Origin of the sequence: Paracidovorax valerianellae (assembly GCF_900102625.1) — a bacterium.
Taxonomy (GTDB): domain Bacteria; phylum Pseudomonadota; class Gammaproteobacteria; order Burkholderiales; family Burkholderiaceae_C; genus Paracidovorax; species Paracidovorax valerianellae.
Genome location: NZ_FMZC01000012.1, coordinates 45850 through 66405, shown reverse-complemented (window position 1 = coordinate 66405; position 20556 = coordinate 45850). Strand labels below are relative to the sequence as shown.

Sequence of the window (20556 nt, the reverse complement as noted above, 5' to 3'; positions counted from 1 at the left end):
GAAACCAGCATTCCTCAAGCAGCAATTTTCTTGAAAAGCCGGGAGAACAGATGGTCGTCAAAGGGACCGTTGTGCTCCAGCATTTCGCTGCCGCCCGGCGAGTCGGACCACCAGACGCTGCGGGCCTGCTTCGACCGCAGTACGTCGCGGCCAGCCCCCCACGGCCTGCCACCGGTCCCGCCAACACCTTGCGATGGGCTCAACCCGAGATCCGCAAGAATGCCCGCCATGGATGGCGCTGCCGCTGCCGGCGCAATATCGGCGTTGAATGGCCACGGCAGCGATGACAGCTTTGCATCCAGCTCTTCCGCCGGCCATGCCAGCCGCCGGGCATCCACGATGGCCTCACGGGTGCCCGCAAAGAACCGCTCGAGCATGGGGTCCGGCGCGAGAGAGCAGGCGCGATCCGAAGCGATGGCCAACGCGGTAATGGGGTAGCAGCGGCCGATGCGATCCGCACTCGGTGCGAGCACCCCACAAAAAGGCAGCGCTTTTCCGCCGAGGCTGGCAACGAAGAACCACAGCGGCGACTGGATGAACCCAGGCTCCCACTGGCCGGACCCTTTGGCACGCAACTGATCCAGGCCCCGGCTCAGCCAGGCATCCCACTCGTCCCCGACAGCACGCGGCATTCTGCGACCTACGAAATCCCCCTGCCCTGGCAGCTTTCCGAACCAGGCAATGCGGGACTCCAACTGCGGCGATGCTTGACTCAGAGGTTGCCAGGACACTCGAACTCCTCCATGGCTTTGAGACGGAAAGGATTCAGCACGCTGCCGGTGGTAACTTCAAACCGTAGACGGCGGCCTTCCACATTGAAGGCTGCGATGAAGCGCTCTGGCGCATTGCCCGGCAATATCTGGGCCCGATCGAAGAACCGGTGCAGAGCCCAGGGCCCTTCGGTCACCATGCCTGTGTTTTCGGAGCCGGCGCCCGTCAGCTGGAGCCGGACCTGACCTGTGCCACGGGCCCCCGGCCAATTCACCGACTTGGGAATCTGAGGTCCGTGCTGGTAGCGCAAGACCTCGCCATCCACATCGAGCACCATTTGCGTGATGGCAGCGTCCATCTCCAATGGCTTGATGTCCAGCCGGATGGAAGGCGCCTTGCCCCCTGCGCGGAAATAGACGTCCCGGATGACGGCGGCGCGCTGGAACGATGCCAACGCTGCGGATCCACCCACCGGCGATCCATCCACCCCCTGCTTGAAACTCCAAGGGTTGGTGGAGATGTCCACCATGGGCTGCAAGGTGGTCCGGAAGAACTCGTCCATCGTGCCGCCGACGGAGAAGAGGCGCGCGAAGTCATCCGTCGTCACGTCACGGCTTGCGCTGCGCGTGAACGGATACCGGCCCAGGATGGCGCGCCGGCAGAACGCTCCGATCGTTGCATTGAGGTTGCCACCCACGGCGGCCCGCACATCGCGCCCCACGAAAGCCGACGTAGCACCTGCCAGGTCTTCGTACATGACGTTGAGCGGTGGAGGAACCCGCTTGGCCTCGGTGCGCACACGCTCCAGCGTGGCCGACAGCGAAGGAGGTACCGAGCCCCCCCCGCTGACCTGCTGCCGCGCGGATGCGATGACCGCGGCTGCCTCGTTGAGCACTTGAAGGCTTGCAGTCATCGGCGAAGGACCCGAGCCGTTGGACGTCGCCAGCCGCCGGTACTCGCGGAAGCGGAAGTCGACCAGATCCGCTTCCAGCGTTCCGCTGGAGGTGAGCCCCGCCACATTGACCTGCTTGCCCGTCAACTGGCTCAGTTGCTCCTGCTCTTCCTTGATGCGGTTGATCTTTTCGCCCAGCCAGCTGCTGGTGCCAGAGCCTGCTGAGGGGCGCTGGCCCAGGGTGGTTTCCTTGGCGACCGCACGAATGAATTGCTCAAGGCTGGAGTTGGCCGCCGAATACAGCCGTGCTTGCTCGCCGGCTTGGTCGAGGGAGGCGATTCGCACGGGTCGGACATCGGCCAGGAAGTCTTCCCACAGCTTTGCGTATTCCATGAGGTACAGCCGCTTGACCTCCAGCGCCAACTGGCCGGTCAACACCTCGTTGGCAGTGCTTCGGCGCCCGTCGGCCTTGCCCAGCACCCAGCTTTCCTCCTGAGAAAGCAATGCGGTCACTTTGGGCAGTTCCTGCGCAAAAGCGCCGTAATACCCGTCGTAGGTGAACAGGCCGGAAATGCCCTGCGTCAGCGGGCGACCGCTCCGGCGCGAGAAGACTTGCGGTGCTTCCGGGCCGCTGGCACGAACCACCGTGAATTCGGGTGGCAGGGAATTTCCGGTCAACAGCAATTGCTTGACGCGGCTGTAGGCCCGCTGTGCAGGCGACATCTGGGCGAGCCGCTGGCGTACCTCGGCCACCAGTTGCTGGTCCATGGGCACCGGCGCAACCAGGGCGCGGTCTTCCATCAAGTTGTCCAGATGGTGGGCCAGTTGGTTGACGACGCCGGACTGCACCAGGCCGGGTGGAAGGGAAGTCTCCCAATCGTTCACCATCCACGCGCGAATCGCCTTGGCGTTAAAGCGCTCGGGCTCATACAGCATCAGATAAACCTTCAGCGCCTCAAAGCTCGCTTCGGGATTGCTGGTGGAGGTCTGCTGCAGCGATCGGCGCAAATGCCGGGACAGGCGTGGCAGCCAGGCGTCTTCCAACAATCGCATGTAAGTGGCATCCGCCGCCGTCTGCACCTTGGGCACCTGCAGCAGGCCCTGGCGCCAGCTCAAGGGAGCGGAGTCGCCTTCGTAACGCTGGCTGATCGCCAGCGACTCTGCGTTGTTCAGCAGCGGCAGCAGGCTCACCATGTCTTCGGGATCCGCATCGCGCGCGTCGTTCACGGCCTGCTTGAGCGCGGGCACCCGGTCTTTCACTTCGCCGATGTACGCCACGTTGTTATCGTGGCTGATCGCCCAGCCCAGGGTCACCCCGACCAATGCCAACACCAGCGCGAGCAACCCTCCGGCCTGGGCGATGCGCAGTTGACGCTCTTTTTTGGCGTTGCGCCCCGTCAGGCCGGCCTCATTGAACATGACGCCCTTGAGCAGCGTTTCAATGAAATAGCTCTTTCCGGTCTTGCCTGCTCCCACCGAGGCGCCGGCAGGCGACGGCACCGCAAAGCGCCGCGAAAGCGCCGAGAGCACGCGGTCGAAGGGCATTCCTTCCTGCGTACCGCTGGTGAAATACACGCCACGGAACAGCGGCTTTTCCTTGAAGCGCGATGAGGCGAAGATGACGGACAGGGTTTCCTGCACCACATCGCGCAGCCCCACGAACTGCTGCGGCAGGCCATAGATCAGGCCGCGTCGTGCGAGGTCGGGCTCGCTCAGCAAGCGCTGGGGCAGCAGGCGGTTGATCTGTCCGGCCAACTCGTCGAATTCAGCCCGGAACCGGGCTGCCGGCTCTTCCTGCACTCCGCCTTCGTTGTAGGGGCTGGTGAAGCCCCAAACCTGCGAGCGCTCCTCGCGATTCATGTTGCCGAAGAATTCGTTGAACCCGGCCAGCAAATCGGTCTTGGTGACCAACACGTAAACCGGGAATTTGATGGCGAGTTCTTCACACAGCTCACCCAGGCGCATGCCGATCAATCGTGCCAAGCGGTCACGCTCTGCATCGGTGCTGCTCAGCAACTCCTGCACGCTCAGAGTGACGATCACGCCATTGACGGGCTGCCGCCCGCGGAACCTGCGGAGCAGCGACAGGAATCCGCCCCAGGCGGCCTTGTCTTGCGTTTCGTCGCTTTCCTGCGTGGTGTAACGGCCGGCAGTGTCCAGCAACACGGCCTGATCGGTAAACCACCAATCGCAATTGCGCGTGCCGCCAACGCCCCGGATCGACGCCTTGCCAAACTGCGCCTCCAGCGGAAAATCCAGGCCGGAATTGACCAATGCCGTGGTCTTGCCCGACCCCGGCGAGCCGATGATGAGGTACCACGGCAACTGGTAGATGTAGCGGCGATTCAGACGGCCGAACCAGCCTTGCTCCGTCTGGCCGAAGCGGGTCTTGCTCAGGACGCCGATGGCTTCCTTGAAACGGGTTTCGAGTTCGGCGACTTCTTCCTCCCCGGGGCCGGCTTTTTCAGCCGGCCGGTCGCTCGTGCCGAATCGCGCCAGCTGGGTCAGCAGCCGGGCGTTCATCTGCTTGGCGCGCCACCACTGAACCATCAGCTTCAGGAACCAGAAGGCGAAAATCGCGAAGATCAGCCAGCCACGCACCTGAGGGCTTTCCAGCGGCTGATAAGGCTTGATGTAGATCAGCGGTCCGATGAACCAGATTACCAAGCTCAAAAGCACCAGCCCCAGCAGGACCAGCGTGAACCTGTTGAACAGGAAATCGAATATCTTGCGGAACATGCTTATTTTTGATTGGTGGCGCTACCGCTGGGAACTGCGCCCGGAGTGAGCTGCAGTTCGTTGTCGCGGGTCTGCGGAGCAACATGCAAGACGATCTCGACACGGCGGTTGAGCGCCTTGCCTTCCGGCGTGGTGTTGGGTGCGATCGGATCACTTTCTGCGCGGCCCTCGGCATGAAGCCTTCGGCCGTCGGACACGCTCTTGAGCAGCATGGTGGTCACGGCCTGCGCACGCTCCTGGGACAGGTGCCAGTTGGAAGGAAAACGAGCCGTGCGGATCGGCGAGTTGTCGGTGTAACCGTTGACCACTACCTTGCCGGACACTTCGTTCAGTGCCGCAGCGATGCGCTGGATCACGGCGACATAGCGAGGCTTGACCACCGTGGCCCCGGCATCGAACAACCCATCACCACGCAGGATGATGATGCTGCGGTCGGCGAGATCGTTCACTTCCACCAGACCCTCCCTGATTTCGGGCTCGAGGAATTGGCGCAGCCTGGGCTTCGGCGCGGCGGCAACGACCGTCGGCGCCTGCGGAAGCCGGATGCCATTGATCGCAGCGAACAGATCGTCGGATCGCGAAGCCAGCCGGTAGTTGAACCAGAGAAAGATCAAAAAGGCGATCAACAAGGCCAGCGCCGCAGCGACCCAGAACGGAATCAAGGTCCAGGGCGGAACCGCCGCACGCTGCACACCGCGCCAATGCAGCGCCAGGGCGCCGCTGCGGTCTCCCCTTGCCCCTTCGATGACCTGCAGCAGCCGTGCCTTGAGGCTCTCCAGCTGACTCTTGCCGTTTTCAACGACGTGGTACCGCCCTTCGAAACCGAGCATGAGACAGAAATACATCAGCTCGATCAGATCGATGTGCTGATTGGGCGTCTGTACGAGTTTTGAAAGCAACTGGAAAAACTTCTCGCCGCCCCAGGTTTCGTTGTGCAGGGCGACAAGCAGGCTGTATTTGGGCCATACGCCGGAGCCACCCCAAGGCGTCTGCGCTGCCGCTTCGTCGATTGCGGTGCAGATGCAATATCGGGCTCCGATGATAGTTTCCATCGGCACGCCGGTGCTTCCGGCACGGCTTTCAAATTGGCGAATGTTCTCCAGAAGAAATTGCTGGAATCCACCCGGGTCGCCGTTGGTGGCCATCGCCCGGATCTGCGGAATCAGGTTGAGCAGCGTATTGGCCGCTGCCACCAGCGGATTGCCACCGCTGACGACATAGGGCAATGCCGTTTCGCGCACAGCACCGGCAGGAGCCTGGGCAGGCACCGCCCCGCTCCTTGCAGCCGCAGTGCCGCTGCCCGTGTCGAAGGCAAATACATTGCCGGAGGTTTGAATGGACATATCGGTTCTTAACGGCGAATCGCCCACATCTCGAGCTGCAGCTCGGGAAACTCACCGGACACGTGCAAGGCAAGGCCGCCGGAGTTTTGAAGCTGGCGCCACAAGTCGTGCGCGGTGTCCAGTTCGAAGTAGGAATACCCGGCGTGGTAGGGAATTTCCCGCGGCGCGACCGGCAGAGACCGCAGAGTCACACCCGGCAAATGCAGGTTGACCAGGTCGCGAATGCGTTCGACCGGGCCCAGCTTGATCTGGGTCGGGAAGTGCGCCCGCAAGAATTCCACTGTGGCTTGTGAATGGACTGCCAGCACGAAATCGCAGCTGGTCAGCAACTCGGTGCTCGGAATGAGTGCGACATGCACACCGTATTGGCGCTCTTGCAATTCGATCTGGATGGCGTTTTGCTCCAGCACGGACGAAAGGCCGCGGCGCAATTCCAGCATCAATGGCAGGAAGGAACTGCGCAGGTCGTCATGGTCATAGGCCGGCATCGGCGCAGGACGGCGTTGGTCTCGCGTGAACGTGGCCAACTCGCCCGCCATTTTGAGAAGGTCGTCAAACAGCCGCTCAGGATGGATGGCGGAAATGCGAACCCAATGCTCCACTGCCGGTTCCCATCGATTCAGGAACTGCAGCATCAGGAAGTCTCCGACCTCCCCCACTCCGCCACGGCCTGGCTGTGTGAGCCGCTCTTCCAGGGCCGCGCCGCGTTGCCGCAACAGGCCGAACAGTTCGCGGCAGAACACCGCCAGATAGGACATCTCGGCATTGGTGACCACTGTGGGAATGAAGGTGGGGTCGAGCAGGATCGAACCGTCTGCGCGCCGCTCCACCACCTGCACGACGGGAAGGCTGACCCAGCCGTCGGCAATGTCCTGCGTCGCCCTGAGTGCCAGCTTGATCTGGCCGACCTGCACTTCTGCAGGCTGCGCCCCAACATCATTGACGTCGGCAACTTCGGCCACCTGGGCGGAATAGCGAACCAGCGCATTCGAATCAGCGCCCAGAGACACCTCGGCGGCCATCCGCCGGCGCATCGGCAGCGCCAGATGGATGACCGTGTCCTTGACGTCTTTGCCGATGCTCAGTGCGGGCGGCGGCTCATCATGGTGCGGAAAACTGAAGGGCGTTCCGTCCGGCAACACGCCTTCAGCGGAGATCAGCCCGATCTTTCCAAGTGCAAGCAATTCGGTGTCCAGGACCAGGCTTGAGAACCCCCAGAAAAAGAACTGCGTGGGCAGCGTGCGTGCCTGGACCAGGAAGTCTGTGAATCGATCTTGCTGCTGAAAATGCTGAGGGCGCAAGAACATGCCCTCCGCCCAAACGACCTTGCGCTGCCAGACCATGATAGTTATTGCTTGTTTTCTTGAATTTGAACTCTGACCGCGTCCTGAGACACCGTGACGAGATAGCGCACGGGCTTCAGACGTTCGGTCTCACCCAATCCCCACCAGCGTCGGCGCATCTCGACCGAGTTGGGGGCTGGAGCGGAGGCTCTCCAAGTGCTTTTCTCCAAATCCCGGTAGCCCGCGAAAAAAGCAAAGGCGCGTACCTCGGCACTGCCCTTGCGATCAATCACCCGGCGCTCTCCAGGTACCACCAAGAATTCTTCGCGGCGCACGAAGTCGCTTCCCAACTGGGCTTCGTCCTTTTCTTGAAGGTCCAGAAAGCTGGCTTTCTCAAACGCCGCGGTCGCGCGCAGTTCGTACATCCTGAGCAAGATGGGCTTGGGCGCGCCATGCACGTCAGGATTGAGTTTGGGGTCTGCCACGATCTCAAAGACCGCAGGCGGGACCGCAGTAGGCGCTTCCTGCGGGCGATTCATCGAACCAATCATCCCGCACCCTGCCAGCCCCAGCGCAACGATGCCCAATGCCCCTCCGAGCACAGTGCGCCGCCCTCCAAAAACGCGATCAAGCATCGTCAATTCCTTTGATTCTTATGAAACGGTGTCACAGCACATCTTCATTGGGCGAAACCCAAATAGCGAAGGCGCTGAAATTGTCTTGATGGGGTTTGCCCTGGGCGCGCAAGGTGGTTTCCATGTATTCCAGCCAATCTTCAGGATTTTGGCTGAGCCGCAGGGCCTCTTCCATATCGTCTTCATGGATGCCTTCCCAAAGGCCATCCGAACACAGCAAAAACGCATCTCCGGGCGCAAGATCGACGGCCTTGGACAGCACGGTAGGAGGAATCTGCGATTCGGCCCCGATGGCGCCCGCCAGAACACTTCTGTTCGGCAGATCCCGCGGATCCTCGTTGCGATAAACGCCCGCGTGCAGCAACTGCTGCACGACGCTGTGGTCTTCCGTCATCCGGTGCACCCGCTGATCCCGGAACCAATACAGGCGCGAATCTCCCCAGTGGGCCCACAACGCCCGCCCCTTGGCGAGATCCAGGCACAACAGCACCACCGTCGCACTCATGTGCCTGCGAGAAACCGATACGGGCTGCTCCACAGCGACCGTGTGCTCTGCCAGCGAGATCAAAGACGCAAGACCTGCTGGTGCAAACAGCGGGTTGTGGCGAAAACCGTCAAGGACAGCGTTCACCGTGAGCCGCGCGGCCAGTCCCCCGTGGCCATGACCACCGGCTCCATCGGCCAATGCGCAGCAGAACCCTCGTCCTCCCGCATCGACCATGCCCAGGAAATCATCATTGGTCGCGCGCGAGCCTCTGTCAGACAGCGACGCGGCCGTGAGCCGAAAACGGTATTGGTCGCCGACGACGTGTGCAATCACAGTTTTGCCTTTGCTGCGGCTTCAGCGTTCTCATAGGCTTCCAAAAATGCCTGGCCCGAGAAGGCGGTGAGGTCGTCCTCCGCATCTCGCCGGATGGCATCGAAGTTTTTCTTGTACTCGTCCCACAAGGCTGCTTTGCGGCCGATGGAAGACACTTTTCCCAACATGCCGCCGATGGTGGCCGCCTGCTTTTCAAGCTCAACAGGGTCGAAACGCGACAGCGCTTCCGCATACGCAGCACGGATGCCCGCCATCAGTGCCAACTGGTGAACGCACAAATCTTGGTACGCGTCCTTCATGGCAGGAATCGGCTGCATGAACCCCGGAAAATTCTGCCCGATCATTTGCATGATCACGCCGTCTGGCGTGGGCAAGAACTTCAATGGATTATTCGCACCCGATGCAATGACGGTCACCCCTGCGCGAAACTCCCGCTTGATTTCCGAGCGTGCGGCGAGCAGATCGATGGTGCCTTGCACCGCAACCCGAAACGCCTCGCCAAAGGACCGCATGAATTCGGGTGTCAGCGTGGGCTCCAGCTTTTTGGGAAGAACGCCAGCACCGTCCAAAAAGGCTGTGACCAATGCGTTCAGTTCTGCAGCCGGTAGCGCGCCTGTAGTGGACGAAGCAACTGGCATCGCAGCAGGCGCGGACACCGCTTGCGCAGGCGCCGAATATTGATCCGCCGGCGGCAATGGGTCGGTGTTTTCTCGGGAGAAGCCAACACTGATTTTTGGCTCAGCATTGCCTTCCTGCAGGGAAATCTGGGCGGGGATTTTTTCCACCAGAGGGGTCACCGGCTCGACTGCAGGCATCCATGCGGAGTCGGAAACGGTCAGTGCATCGCCAAAGCTGTCCAGATTCAGCCCGTCGACTTTGCGCAGACCGACCAAGGGCGCTGCAACCTGCTCACCAGGCAACGGTGCTGGAGAAGCAGGTGCCGAAGCAAGGGCTTGAGCAGACGACACCGCAGCATCGATGCTGATGGCTTCGATCCCCAACGATTCGACGGCAAGGTTCTCCACCGCAATGCCCGACGCGGAGGCACTTTTCGGCATGCTGAAGGCCTGAGACAGATCACAGCCCAGGGCAGAAGGCCCGGCTTCCTGCGGCGCCGGTTGATCACGGTCTTGCTGAAACAGGCGCAAAGGATCCAATTCATTGCGTGGATCCAAAGCTTTAGGAAGCCCCGTATGCGCCGGGTTGTCCATTTCGTGCTCGAAACGTCCGGAAATCGGCAGCGTTTTCAGCAACTCGTCGTGCCGCAGATTGGCGACGTCCGACAAGCTCTTCGTTTGCAAACCTCCCGCCCAGGGATCACCCTTTTGCGCTTGTCTGTTGGCGTCCTGAGCAAACAGATCGAAGTCATCCGGTATCACAAGCGCCCGGTGTGCTGCGGCTTTCGCCGGTGAGGAACGGGGAACATCGTCCCAACCGGAAGCCGGCAATTCAGGGCTAGGAGCTGGAGAAGCAGAAGATGTTCTGACGACTCCAGGTAAGACGGCTTCTTGAGGCTCAAAGGACGAGGCCGAGGTCGATGGCGCTCCAATCGATTTATTGGCGCTGGAACTCACTGGCGACGCGCTCTCAGGCGGTGAGGCCATGAAAGATGGCACGATTGCAGAGGCAGCGGTCTCCGTGGCGTCCACTGAAGGTGCAACGCCGGGCTCAGACACCCGACCCAAAATCGCGAACGGATTGCTGTCATCGACGGGAGACTGTGCCCCCAAGGAAGGGGGCAAATCAAACGGACTGGGCTCGGCGACCGGGGCTGAAATCGGTTCGAACGAAATCGGAGTTGCCGAGATGGCTTTTTCTGCCACAGGCTGTGCGGTGAACGCCGGCTCGGCCGGTTTAATCACCAACGGCTGGCCGGGAATCAGCGCGTACAAGCGATACGGCCCGATCACCACTTCGTCACCAATGGCCAGAGGCACTTCTTCACCCGACCGCACTTCTTGCCCAGCCACCGTGATGGACCTGCGCTCGCACAGATTAGCGATATAAGCCGCGTCAGACTCCATGCGCACCATTGCGTGGACGCGGGCCACGCTGGCGTCGGAATCTGGCAAAACCAGCTTGTTCTGCCCACCCCGGCCGATCGTGCCTCCGGCAACGCCGAAGACTGCAGACCAAGACCGCTCTACTGAAAGATCGGCCTGTTGAGCGACTCTGAGTTCGACTTTATCCATGGGAAGTGCCTGACTGTTCCGTGATGCTCAAGAGGCTTTTCTGTTGGTGCGCTTCGCCCGGGCAGCGGCTGCGCGCGCCGCATTGAACTCACGGCCCCAGACGGGGTGGCCCTTTTCTGCTTCCGTCAACTGGAACGTCGGATCCTGCTCAAGCGCAAAATCGAAATGCTGGCGGCATTGCCTCAAACGCCCCATGGCACAGTGGCTGAAGGCGATGAACTTGAGCACTTTCACCTGGGAGGCGAGCGGGAGTTCAGTGGCGCCGATCAATGGAGTCAATGCAGCGATCGCATCGTCATAACGACCATCAGCATAGATGTCCAGGGCGCGGGTCAATGCCTGCTCCTTGGCCGCCACGGGGTCGAGCTTCGCGGGCTCGGGGGTGGCTGGCTGCTGTGCTGCCGCATCGGTGGCAGGCGTTGCGGGAGCATCCGGCGCCGTCTGGCACGCAGTCAGCACCAAGCCCAACATGCAATAGCTAATTAAAGATGGAATCCTGTTTTTCATGCTACCTCGCATCAAAATCATGTTCGACGGTGAAAGTTTCGCCATCGATGACCGTGATCACTTTTTTCAGAGTTTCAAAGCCTGGATTAGACAATTCCAGGGAATGGGTACCAGCGGACAACTTCAATTGGGTCAGCGGAGGACTGACCCCTAAAGGCTTACCGTCCACTTGCACATTGCCCCAGGGGGACAACCGGATCCGGACGTTGAATGCCGCGTCTCGGTCTGGAGTTTTGAAAAGTGCGCTGACTGGTACCGAACCGGAGGCCTGCACGGTGGGAGCGCGGGGCGTTGGCGAAACAAGCGCCGGATCGGGCAATCGGGCTGCAGCGCCAGAAGGAGCGGAATCTGCCGAGGCGTCGAGCACAGGTCTGCCGCAACGCGTTGCCCATCGCGCTTGGGATCGAAAATACGCACTCCGCCAAGGGGTGTTGTTGAGCTCGTAACCGTCGATCTTGAACGACGGACGCACAGAAAAGGCCGCGTCGAACTCCGCTTCGCATCGCTTGCCTTCTCCGTTGGAGCAATAAATGAACGCCAAATATTTGTGCGCGGAAGCGCGCTCTTGCGTGTCAGGTAAACCGGCAAATAACGCGGATTGAAATGCGCGTTCAGCGGTCTGAAAATCCTTGGCGTCAAACAGTGCGATCCCTTGGCCAAGGTACTGTCGGCCTGTGTTGGCCGACGCAGCATCTGGTTTCGCGGACATCGGCTTTTCATCACAATCGGAAGCGGCATGGATCAAAGGCGCATGGGCCAGCGCAACGGCACATGCGGCGTATCTGAGCTTCGAAAACGACCAAGGGCGCATCATTCGAACTTATGCGTCAGTACGACCGACTCGCCCTTTTTCACCAGCACCATCTGCGTCACGGTAGGCGCGACGGGATTGGAGATGTCGATCCGATGAAGGCCCTCGGTCAAAGTCAGCTGAGTCAGTGGAGGCGTGGTGCCGGCAGGAACTCTGTCGACCGAAACATTTCCCCAAGGCATGACCCGCAAAATGATCTTGCCTTTGTTCTCGGCATCTGCAGCGCGCGCCGCTTGAGCAAGCGCACGCGCAGGCTCTTCAGCGGGGGGTACCGCCATCGGCAACCCAGGTGTTGACGCAGGAAGCGCAGGCACCACAGGTACCTTCGCGGGCGCCACATCCGCCATGACGGCAGGTGCAGAGGCGACTACCAACGGCACAGAGGCTGGCGCCTGCTGCGCAAGCGGAACCGACGCCGGCACGGCGGGAGACGTCAAACCTGCAAGCCGCCCTTCGGCCTCAGCGCGATGCGCGCCGTTGGGGAAAAGAGTGAGGTAGGTCCGCAGTGAATCAGGTGTGTTGATACGGGAGGCCAAAGCCCATTGGTCAAGCTCCTGCGAATTGGGAATCACCGCCTCTGGCTTCGCTGCGTCTTTTCCGCTAACGAACCACCAGCCGCCTCCTGCAATCAGTACGAATGCAGCGAGACCGAGTGCTGGAATGACCCATGCAGGGCGCTTCAAAGGCGCCGGTTGCGCTGCTCCCTCCCGTTTTACCGGAGCGGTTTTGGCTTTTCGAGGACGACTTTCCGGACGGGGTACCGAGGAAGTCGATGGCTGTGAAGGCACTGCGGATTGGACATCCTTTGCAACGCGGGCCTCTGGGGCAACGCGATCCTGCTGGTAAGCGGGCGCGACAGGGGCAGGCGGCAAGTTCTCACGTTGTGGAGCACCACGCTCCGGCTCGGGCTTAGGCAATAGAGCCGTTGGTACCGCCTCCGCATACGAGGCTGCCGGAGCAATGGCTGGGATCGCCGGCACGTTTCCAGGAGTATCGAATTCCTGTGTCGGAAAAGGCGCCTCAGCAGGACCAAGACCCATCATTCCCGAACTGGGCCAGGACAGCGTTACTGTCTTGAGTCCCAGAAGATGGCGCAACTCGCCAATGGATTGCGGCCGGTCTTGAGGCTTGATCGCCAAGGCATGGTGTACGCCGCTGAGAAATCTGGCACTGAAGCCCGGGCAAGTTTCAGGAACGAGAGTAGAAACCGGATCGTTGATCATCCGGGCAACCGATGTCGCTGGCGGACGGCCCGTGATCGATAGATAAAGCAATGCGCCCAGTTGGTAGATATCCGTCCAGGCACCTTGCGGCATCGCGCCGTCGTCCACGTATTGCTCGATGGGTGCAAAGCCCGGCTTCAGCACCATCGTCAAAGCCTGGGTCATGTCCCCGATGATGCGTCTGGCTGCGCCGAAATCCAGAAGCACTGGCATGCCGGAGGACTGCAGGAATATGTTGTCCGGGGCGATATCCCGGTGGTAACAGTCTGCGGCGTGCAGCATCTCCAGCACATCAAGAATGGGAGCGATGATGGCTGACAGCCATTGCTCATCCATCGCCTTGGGCTGCTGGTTCAGGAAGGTGCGAAATGTCTGCCCTTCGTAATACTGCATGACCATGTATGCAGTGCCGTTTGCCTCGAAGAAACGATAGACATGCACCAACGCCGGATGCGAGAACTTAGCCAGCAAGCGCGCCTCATTGATGAAGCTGCGCAGGCCCGCATCAAAAGCACCACGGTGCTGAGACCGCACATGGATCTGATTGGACTCCTTGCGGCCTGCCAGCGTCGATGGCATGTATTCCTTGATCGCCACGATGCGGTCAAGGCTGAGATCCCTGGCCCGGTACACGATACCGAACCCGCCCTCTCCAATGACATCGCTCAGCCGGTATTCACCAACCTGGACACCGGGAGCCAGGCAGTTCGCCGAACCACTTATTTCCTTGTGCATGTTTTCACGCTTTGCGCATCTATGTCTTGGAGGTTGTATGAGAACGAGTCAAGCTAACTCTTGGCGCCCCTCCTTCGCCTCCTCGGCGAATTGGAGAATGGCGCATCAGCGCGAGCAGGCCAGCGCGAATTGCGGGACTTTCAGAGTCCCTCGGCAATCTCCGAGCGCCGCCGCCGCATCATAGAACAGCCGAAGGGCGATACCTTCTGTGCCCGGCCTCTCGCTGCGCAGCATGCGGGTGGGCCCCTTGCCATCGGCCAGCCCGCCATTTTCGAAACAGGCGAGTCTACCTTCACATCCGCTGAAACAGTTACCTATTGATGCCACTTGCCCAAGCAAAACAAATTGTTTCTTCTGTTTCTCGGCGGCGCCAATTAGACCCAACTTGCATCATTGAAATGACATGCTCAACTCTTATGATCGCCGGCAGATAAACAGATCACAGTTGGCGCTGTAAGACGCAGTTCCACGGGAGGAATAAATAACCCCAACGGGCATTAATTTTTCCCTTTACAGCCCTTCATTGGTGACTGTTTTCTCAGGTCAGCGAATTCCTTCGGCTTGAGGGAATTCGCTGACTTTTCATTGACTTTGCGTACCAAATCGCAACTATAGGAGAAGCAATAATGTCAGTCGATATGTTCATGAAGGTCGAAGGCGCCAGCGGCGAGTCACAAGACTCCAACCACAAGGGCTGGACTGACATCAACTCTTTCACATGGGGCGCTACCCAGCCCAACTCGATGGCGAGTGGCGGCGGCGCAGGTGCTGGCAAGGTCACCTTTCATGACCTGAACATCGTCGCTTCCATCGACAAGTGCTACCCAGCAGTTCTCAAGCACTGCGCTACCGGCAAGCATTTGGGGCAAGTGGAAATTTCCCTGTGCAAGGCAGGCGGCACGCAAATCGAATTCGGCAAAATCACTTTGACCGACGTGATGGTGACCAGCGTTACCGTCAGCGGCACGGATGGTAGCGATTCGGTGCTGGTGAATTATGCGTTCCAAGCAGCCAAGGTAAAGACCCAATACTGGGAACAAACCAACCAAGGCGGCAAGGGTGCAGAAAGCCAAATGGGCTTCAACATCAAGGAAAACAAAGAAGCCTGATCAGCTTTTTTGCCAAAGAAAAAGCCACACATGTGTGGCTTTTTTTATGGAAATTAGCCTATTAAAGATAGGCGCGTGGGTACGAACTGACTGTCAGCGCCAAACGCTTAGGTCTACTGCAACACCCATAAATGCAGAGTACAAGCCTGCACTAATAGCATTTCAATCAAAAAGAGCAAACTACGACTCAACTGAAAATCAATGCCTCCCGGTGGGGCTTAAGCACGGGTCAAGTAGGTCTGGATCATTCCCACTCAATGGTGGCAGGCGGCTTGCTTGAAACGTCGTAGGTCACGCGGTTGATGCCACGCACTTCATTGATGATCCGGCCAGACACTTTCTTCAGCAGGGCATAAGGCAACTCCGCCCAATCTGCCGTCATGAAGTCGCTGGTCTGAACGGCGCGCAGCGCTACGACATAGTCGTATGTTCTCCCGTCGCCCATCACTCCTACGCTCTTCACCGGCAAGAACACGGTAAATGCCTGGCTGGTCAAGTCGTACCAGCTCTTGCCTGTTCCAGGGTCGATGAAATTGCGCAGTTCCTGAATGAAGATGTCGTCCGCCCGCCGCAGCAGATCGGCGTATTCCTTCTTCACTTCGCCAAGAATGCGGACACCGAGACCAGGGCCTGGGAAGGGATGGCGATACACCATTTCAGGTGGCAGCCCCAAAGCCACGCCAAGTTCACGGACCTCGTCCTTGAACAGATCGCGCAGCGGTTCCAGCAACTTCAGTCCCAACTGCTCCGGCAACCCCCCGACGTTGTGGTGGCTCTTGATGGTGACTGCCTTCTTGCTCTTCGCACCGCCTGACTCGATCACATCAGGATAGATCGTGCCTTGCGCCAAGAACGTTGCGCCTTTGTGGCCTCCATCGCCCGCTTTGAGTTTGGCGGCTTCCTGCTTGAACACTGTCACGAACTCGCCGCCAATGATCTTGCGCTTTGCTTCAGGATCACTCACGCCCGCCAATTTTCCGAGGAACAGCTCGCTCGCATCGACGCGAATGACTTTCGCGTGAAGCTTGCCCTGGAACATTTCCATGACCACGTCGCCCTCGTTCAGGCGCAGCAGGCCGTGATCGACGAACACACAGGTCAACTGGTCTCCGATGGCGCGATGGATCAGTGCGGCTGCCACGGAAGAATCGACTCCGCCGGACAACCCCAGAATCACTTCTTCATCACCCACCTGGTCGCGGATTTTCTGCACCGCTTCGGAGATGTAATCTCCCATGATCCAGTCAGGGCGCACGCCGCAAATGCCGAGGACGAAACGCTCCAGCATCGCCTTGCCTTGGACGGTGTGGGTGACTTCCGGATGGAACTGAACCGCATAGAACTTGCGTTCTTCATCTGCCATGCCAGCGATGGGGCAACTTTCGGTGCTGGCCATCAGCTTGAAGCCGGGCGGCAATTCAGTCACCTTGTCGCCGTGGCTCATCCACACATTGAGCATGCCATGGCCTTCTTCGGTGGTGAAGTCGGCAATATCGCGAAGCAATTCCGTATGGCCGCGCGCGCGCACGGCGGCGAAGCCGAACTCACGCTTGTGGCCGCCCTCGACCTTGCCGCCCAGTTGGTGCGCCATGGTCTGCATTCCGTAGCAAATGCCCAGCACCGGTACACCCAGTTCGAACACTGCCTGAGGGGCCTTGTCGGTGGTGTCTTCATAGACACTGGCGTGGCTCCCGGACAGAATCACGCCTTTGACGGAACCGTCTTTGGCATAGTCGCGAATCCACTCGTCCGTAACGTCACAAGGATGCACTTCGCTGAGCACGTGGGCTTCACGAACGCGGCGTGCGATGAGCTGGGTGACCTGAGAGCCGAAATCGAGGATGAGGATTTTCTGATGTTGCATGGCAGGCGACGGAAACAGGAAAGACAAAGGCCCGAACACTGCTGGGAGGGTTCGGGCCTGTGGTGGCTGAAGGATCAATCGGCGCGGTAGTTGGGCGCTTCCTTCGTGATCTGCACGTCGTGGACGTGACTCTCACGAATGCCTGCAGTGGTGATCTCGACGAACTCGGCCTTGTTGTTCATCTCTTCGATCGTGGCGCATCCACAGTAGCCCATAGCAGCGCGCACTCCACCCGCCATCTGGAACACGATGGAGACCATCGATCCCTTGTAAGGCACACGACCTTCAATGCCTTCCGGAACCAGCTTGTCGGCATTGGGATTGCCCGTGCTGGATTCCTGGAAGTAGCGGTCCGCACTGCCCTGCTGCATGGCACCGATGCTGCCCATGCCGCGATAGCTCTTGTAGCTACGACCTTGAAACAGGATCACCTCTCCAGGTGCCTCTTCCGTACCGGCAAACATGCCACCCATCATCACCGCGCTGGCGCCAGCGGCCAGGGCTTTGGCAATATCGCCCGAGTAGCGAATGCCACCGTCAGCGATGAGCGGCACACCAGTGCCTCGAAGGGCAGTGGCCACGTTGTCGATGGCCATGATCTGCGGCACGCCCACGCCCGCAACGATGCGGGTCGTGCAGATGGAACCCGGGCCGATACCCACCTTGACGCCGTCAGCGCCAGCTTCCACCAGCGCCAGCGCAGCAGCGCCGGTGGCAATGTTGCCGCCGATCACATCGATTTGCGGGTAGTTCTGCTTGACCCAGCGCACGCGGTCAATCACGCCTTTGCTGTGTCCGTGGGCGGTATCGACCACGATTGCATCGACACCAGCCTTGACCAATGCTTCGACGCGTTCTTCAGTACCCTCGCCGACACCGACAGCTGCACCAACGCGCAAGCGCCCTGCAGCATCGCGTGCTGCATTGGGAAAACTCGTTTGCTTGGTGATGTCCTTGACGGTAATGAGGCCCTTGAGTTCGAAGGCATCATTGACAACGAGCAGCCGTTCCAGCTTGTGCTTGTTGAGCAATGCCTTGGCCTCGGCAGGCGAAGTGCCTTCTTTCTCGTTCACCGTGATCAGCTTGTCGCGCGGCGTCATGATTTCATGCACCTTGACGTCGTACCGCGTCTCGAAGCGCAAATCGCGCCCGGTAACGATACCGACGACCTTGCCACCGTCGCAGACCGGGAAACCCGAAATGCCCAACTGCTCAGACAACTGCGATACCTGCAACACCGTGTGCTCAGGCGTGATGACCACAGGGTCGCGGACCACGCCGGATTCGTAGCGCTTGACCTTGGCAACGTGAGCAGCTTGCTCTTGCGGCGTGAGGTTTTTGTGCACGATCCCCATGCCACCTTCTTGCGCGATGGCAATGGCCAGTCGCGCTTCGGTCACCGTGTCCATTGCGGCAGACACGAGCGGCAGATTCAGGGAAATATTGCGGGAAAGTCGCGTCGCGAGGGACGTGTCCTTGGGGAGGACCTGGGAGTACGCTGGCACCAGCAACACATCGTCGAAGGTGAGCGCTTTTCCAAGAAGGCGCATGAGAAAGCTCCAAAAAAAGGATTGTACCCGCGAGGCTGCCGGCGCGCCCGCGGTTGTGGTGCATCCACCATGGCGTCAGCGCACTCCGGCCGCTAAACTTGCACCGCATGAAAACCTCCCAGCTTCTTTTGGCCGCCCTCGCCTGCACGTGGGCCATGGGCGCTGCGGCGCAATGGCAATGGATCGACAAAGACGGCCGCAAGGTCTTCAGCGACCGTCCGCCGCCGGCAGAGATTCCACAAAAGAGCATCCTGAAGCAGCCGGGCAACTCCATCTCGGCGCGACCCGTTGCCGTAGTGCCTGCGGCCGAGGGAGCCTACGCACCGGGCATTGCTGCCAGCGCACCTCGCCCCACTGGCAAGGACAAGGAACTGGAAGAACGCAAAGCGCAAGCAGAGGCTGCAGAGGCCGCCAAGAAAAAGGCGGACGATGAAAGACAGGCAAAGGTGCGCGCCGAAAATTGCGAGCGAGCCCGCCAAGCCAAGGCAGCGATGACTTCTGGCCAATTGTTCAGCCAGAACAATGCCCAGGGAGAACGCGTTTTCATGGATGAGACGGCCAAGGCGGCTGAAGCCCGACGGGCCGACAACGTCATCGCCTCGGAATGCACCTCGCGCTGATGCTCTTCACGCGTTCGTCTTAAAGAAAATGCTGCGAACGCCCCCTTCGATCCGCAGATTTTCAATAGCCGGCTTTCGCCCCAGGCCGGCGCTGTGCAAACAGGCCGGTCGATCGCGCACCCTGGCGTACAAAACGCTTGCGCCTGGCGACCTTGGGATCGACGACCAATGGCCTGTAAAGCTCAACCCGGTCCTGGTCCTGGAGCAATTGCTCAGGCGTCGTCAGTCTCCCCCAGATCCCGCACGCCACGCCTTCTGCGCTGATTGCACAGGCGTTCAATGCATCGGCCAACGTGGAGCCGTGCTGCAACCGTACTTCACGCTCGCGGGTCGTGCGTGGCGCTGCAGAGTCCACTACGGTGACGGTCAGCCAACGCCCCTGGTTCGATGGCTCAGCCATACACCTGCTCGGCCCTTTGGATGAACGCATCCACCATGGTGCTGGCGATGCGATCGAAAACCGGACCGACCAAGGCGGCCAACGCCATGCTGTCGAAGCCGTAATTCAACGTCAACTCCACCTTGCAGGCCCGTTGCGAGCCATCGCCTACCGGGTGAAAGCACCAGTCTCCATCCAGTTGGGAAAACGGCCCTTTGACCAGCCGCATCTGAACGCGGCGCCCGGCCTCCTGCGTGTTGCGCGTGACGAATGTCTTGCGCAAGCCACCCAGCGCAATGCCGACTTCGGCCGTCATGCCTTGCTCGTCCTGGTCGAGCACGGCCGCGTGATCGCACCAGGGCAGAAACTCCGGGTACTTGGCCACGTCGGTGACCAGCGCGAACATTTCCTCGGGGCTGTACCAGATCAGGACGGACTTGTTGACTTTTTTCATGGAGGAGGAAGGCGCCTTCGACCGCAGGGCCGAGGGTCCGATGAAGGGCTTTGGCCTGTGAGCCTAAAATCTTGAGAGCGAGACGACAACGATTGTAGGGAGGGCTTTCATCTCCCGGTTTGCGCCGCATCTAATACCCATGGCCAAGAAACCCGAAACACAGTCCCGCATCGCCGATAACAAAAAGGCAGCCTACAACTATTTCTTCGAGGAACGCTACGAAGCCGGCATGGTGCTGCACGGCTGGGAGGTGAAGGCGCTGCGCGAAGGCAAAGTGCAGCTGACCGACGGTTATGTGGTGATCCGCGAAGGCGAGCTGTTCCTGATCGGTTGCCAGATCAACGCGCTCAAGACCGCCTCCACGCACGTCAGCCCCGAAGCGGCGCGCACCAAGAAGCTCCTGCTGCACCGCCAGGAAATCGACCGGCTGATCAACAAGGTCGAGCAAAAGGGCTACACCCTCGTGCCGCTGAACCTGCATTGGAAAGACGGCTTGGTGAAGTGCGATTTCGCCCTGGCCAAGGGCAAGGCTGAGCACGACAAGCGCGACACCATCAAGGACCGGGAAGGCAAGCGCGAAGTGGAGCGCGCCATGAAGGGCCGAAACCGTTGATTTTTTAGCGGCGTCCGGGAATAAAGGCGCATGCTGTGGTGTTCATCCCTGTGCAGGGCCGCATTTCGCGTCGCTC

General features: G+C 60.1%; 17 protein-coding genes. 3 read left to right on the top strand and 14 right to left on the bottom strand.

Features of this window, described 5'->3' with window-relative positions:
* Window positions 1–14: 14 nt before the first annotated feature.
* Genes tagF through BLT03_RS17230 form a run of 10 tightly spaced genes read right to left on the bottom strand, consistent with a single transcriptional unit; the run spans window position 15 to window position 13891 of the window.
* Complete coding sequence (gene tagF, locus BLT03_RS17275; RefSeq protein WP_092745001.1) at window positions 15–731, bottom strand: type VI secretion system-associated protein TagF; 717 nt, start codon at window positions 729–731, stop codon at window positions 15–17.
* Window positions 713–4342 (bottom strand): type VI secretion system membrane subunit TssM, encoded by a 3630-nt coding sequence (tssM, locus tag BLT03_RS17270; protein ID WP_092745000.1) that lies wholly within the window; start codon window positions 4340–4342, stop codon window positions 713–715. Before tssM ends, tagF begins: the two co-directional genes overlap by 19 nt.
* 2 nt (window positions 4343–4344) lie before the next feature.
* Window positions 4345–5685, bottom strand: a complete 1341-nt coding sequence (locus tag BLT03_RS17265) for a DotU family type VI secretion system protein (RefSeq protein WP_092744999.1) — start codon at window positions 5683–5685, stop codon at window positions 4345–4347.
* A gap of 8 nt (window positions 5686–5693) precedes the next feature.
* Window positions 5694–7028, bottom strand: coding sequence for a type VI secretion system baseplate subunit TssK (gene tssK, locus BLT03_RS17260; protein ID WP_092744998.1), 1335 nt, complete (start codon window positions 7026–7028; stop codon window positions 5694–5696).
* A 5-nt stretch (window positions 7029–7033) separates the two neighbouring features.
* Window positions 7034–7603, bottom strand: coding sequence for a type VI secretion system lipoprotein TssJ (gene tssJ / locus BLT03_RS17255; RefSeq protein WP_092744997.1), 570 nt, complete (start codon window positions 7601–7603; stop codon window positions 7034–7036).
* 31 nt (window positions 7604–7634) lie between these two features.
* Window positions 7635–8423 (bottom strand): PP2C family protein-serine/threonine phosphatase, encoded by a 789-nt coding sequence (locus tag BLT03_RS17250; protein WP_092744996.1) that lies wholly within the window; start codon window positions 8421–8423, stop codon window positions 7635–7637.
* A complete protein-coding gene (gene tagH / locus BLT03_RS17245) occupies window positions 8420–10615 on the bottom strand; it encodes a type VI secretion system-associated FHA domain protein TagH (RefSeq protein WP_092744995.1) in 2196 nt (731 codons plus the stop codon). The genes BLT03_RS17250 and tagH overlap by 4 nt, the downstream gene beginning before the upstream one ends.
* Window positions 10616–10642: 27 nt before the next feature.
* Window positions 10643–11122: a TssQ family T6SS-associated lipoprotein gene (locus BLT03_RS17240; RefSeq protein WP_092744994.1), complete on the bottom strand. Its 480-nt coding sequence runs from the start codon at window positions 11120–11122 to the stop codon at window positions 10643–10645.
* 1 nt (window position 11123) lies between these two features.
* Window positions 11124–11936 (bottom strand): PEGA domain-containing protein, encoded by an 813-nt coding sequence (locus BLT03_RS17235; RefSeq protein WP_092744993.1) that lies wholly within the window; start codon window positions 11934–11936, stop codon window positions 11124–11126.
* Entirely contained in the window at window positions 11933–13891 is a 1959-nt protein-coding gene (locus BLT03_RS17230) for a serine/threonine-protein kinase (RefSeq protein ID WP_092744992.1), read from the bottom strand. Before BLT03_RS17230 ends, BLT03_RS17235 begins: the two co-directional genes overlap by 4 nt.
* A 626-nt stretch (window positions 13892–14517) precedes the next feature.
* Here BLT03_RS17230 and BLT03_RS17225 point away from each other — a divergent pair.
* The gene (locus tag BLT03_RS17225) at window positions 14518–15000 is read left to right on the top strand and encodes an Hcp family type VI secretion system effector (protein WP_092744991.1); all 483 of its coding nucleotides are present in this window, start codon (window positions 14518–14520) and stop codon (window positions 14998–15000) included.
* Window positions 15001–15244: 244 nt separating this feature from the next.
* Here BLT03_RS17225 and guaA read toward each other — a convergent pair whose 3' ends face one another.
* Both guaA and guaB read right to left on the bottom strand, forming a co-directional pair.
* Window positions 15245–16864: a glutamine-hydrolyzing GMP synthase gene (guaA, locus tag BLT03_RS17220; RefSeq protein WP_092745091.1), complete on the bottom strand. Its 1620-nt coding sequence runs from the start codon at window positions 16862–16864 to the stop codon at window positions 15245–15247.
* A 74-nt stretch (window positions 16865–16938) separates the two neighbouring features.
* Window positions 16939–18414, bottom strand: a complete 1476-nt coding sequence (gene guaB, locus BLT03_RS17215) for an IMP dehydrogenase (RefSeq protein WP_092744990.1) — start codon at window positions 18412–18414, stop codon at window positions 16939–16941.
* A 107-nt stretch (window positions 18415–18521) separates the two neighbouring features.
* Here guaB and BLT03_RS17210 point away from each other — a divergent pair, with 107 nt between their 5' ends.
* Window positions 18522–19034, top strand: a complete 513-nt coding sequence (locus BLT03_RS17210; RefSeq protein WP_092744989.1) for a DUF4124 domain-containing protein — start codon at window positions 18522–18524, stop codon at window positions 19032–19034.
* A gap of 61 nt (window positions 19035–19095) precedes the next feature.
* Here BLT03_RS17210 and BLT03_RS17205 read toward each other — a convergent pair whose 3' ends face one another.
* Both BLT03_RS17205 and BLT03_RS17200 read right to left on the bottom strand, forming a co-directional pair.
* Window positions 19096–19434: an RnfH family protein gene (locus tag BLT03_RS17205; RefSeq protein ID WP_092744988.1), complete on the bottom strand. Its 339-nt coding sequence runs from the start codon at window positions 19432–19434 to the stop codon at window positions 19096–19098.
* Entirely contained in the window at window positions 19427–19867 is a 441-nt protein-coding gene (locus BLT03_RS17200) for a type II toxin-antitoxin system RatA family toxin (protein WP_092744987.1), read from the bottom strand. The genes BLT03_RS17205 and BLT03_RS17200 overlap by 8 nt, the downstream gene beginning before the upstream one ends.
* A 139-nt stretch (window positions 19868–20006) precedes the next feature.
* Here BLT03_RS17200 and smpB point away from each other — a divergent pair, with 139 nt between their 5' ends.
* Entirely contained in the window at window positions 20007–20480 is a 474-nt protein-coding gene (smpB, locus tag BLT03_RS17195) for an SsrA-binding protein SmpB (RefSeq protein WP_092744986.1), read from the top strand.
* Window positions 20481–20556 lie beyond the last annotated feature (76 nt).

Excerpts from the sequence above, each read along its gene's own strand:
- tssM (WP_092745000.1), bottom strand. The coding sequence starts at position 4,342 with ATGTTCCGCAAGATATTCGATTTCCTGTTCAACAGGTTCACGCTGGTC.
- BLT03_RS17265 (WP_092744999.1), bottom strand. The coding sequence starts at position 5,685 with ATGTCCATTCAAACCTCCGGCAATGTATTTGCCTTCGACACGGGCAGC.
- tssK (WP_092744998.1), bottom strand. The coding sequence starts at position 7,028 with ATGGTCTGGCAGCGCAAGGTCGTTTGGGCGGAGGGCATGTTCTTGCGC.
- tssJ (WP_092744997.1), bottom strand. The coding sequence starts at position 7,603 with ATGCTTGATCGCGTTTTTGGAGGGCGGCGCACTGTGCTCGGAGGGGCA.
- tagH (WP_092744995.1), bottom strand. The coding sequence starts at position 10,615 with ATGGATAAAGTCGAACTCAGAGTCGCTCAACAGGCCGATCTTTCAGTA.
- BLT03_RS17240 (WP_092744994.1), bottom strand. The coding sequence starts at position 11,122 with ATGAAAAACAGGATTCCATCTTTAATTAGCTATTGCATGTTGGGCTTG.
- BLT03_RS17235 (WP_092744993.1), bottom strand. The coding sequence starts at position 11,936 with ATGATGCGCCCTTGGTCGTTTTCGAAGCTCAGATACGCCGCATGTGCC.
- BLT03_RS17230 (WP_092744992.1), bottom strand. The coding sequence starts at position 13,891 with ATGCACAAGGAAATAAGTGGTTCGGCGAACTGCCTGGCTCCCGGTGTC.
- BLT03_RS17225 (WP_092744991.1), top strand. The coding sequence starts at position 14,518 with ATGTCAGTCGATATGTTCATGAAGGTCGAAGGCGCCAGCGGCGAGTCA.
- guaA (WP_092745091.1), bottom strand. The coding sequence starts at position 16,864 with ATGCAACATCAGAAAATCCTCATCCTCGATTTCGGCTCTCAGGTCACC.
- guaB (WP_092744990.1), bottom strand. The coding sequence starts at position 18,414 with ATGCGCCTTCTTGGAAAAGCGCTCACCTTCGACGATGTGTTGCTGGTG.
- BLT03_RS17210 (WP_092744989.1), top strand. The coding sequence starts at position 18,522 with ATGAAAACCTCCCAGCTTCTTTTGGCCGCCCTCGCCTGCACGTGGGCC.
- BLT03_RS17205 (WP_092744988.1), bottom strand. The coding sequence starts at position 19,434 with ATGGCTGAGCCATCGAACCAGGGGCGTTGGCTGACCGTCACCGTAGTG.
- BLT03_RS17200 (WP_092744987.1), bottom strand. The coding sequence starts at position 19,867 with ATGAAAAAAGTCAACAAGTCCGTCCTGATCTGGTACAGCCCCGAGGAA.
- smpB (WP_092744986.1), top strand. The coding sequence starts at position 20,007 with ATGGCCAAGAAACCCGAAACACAGTCCCGCATCGCCGATAACAAAAAG.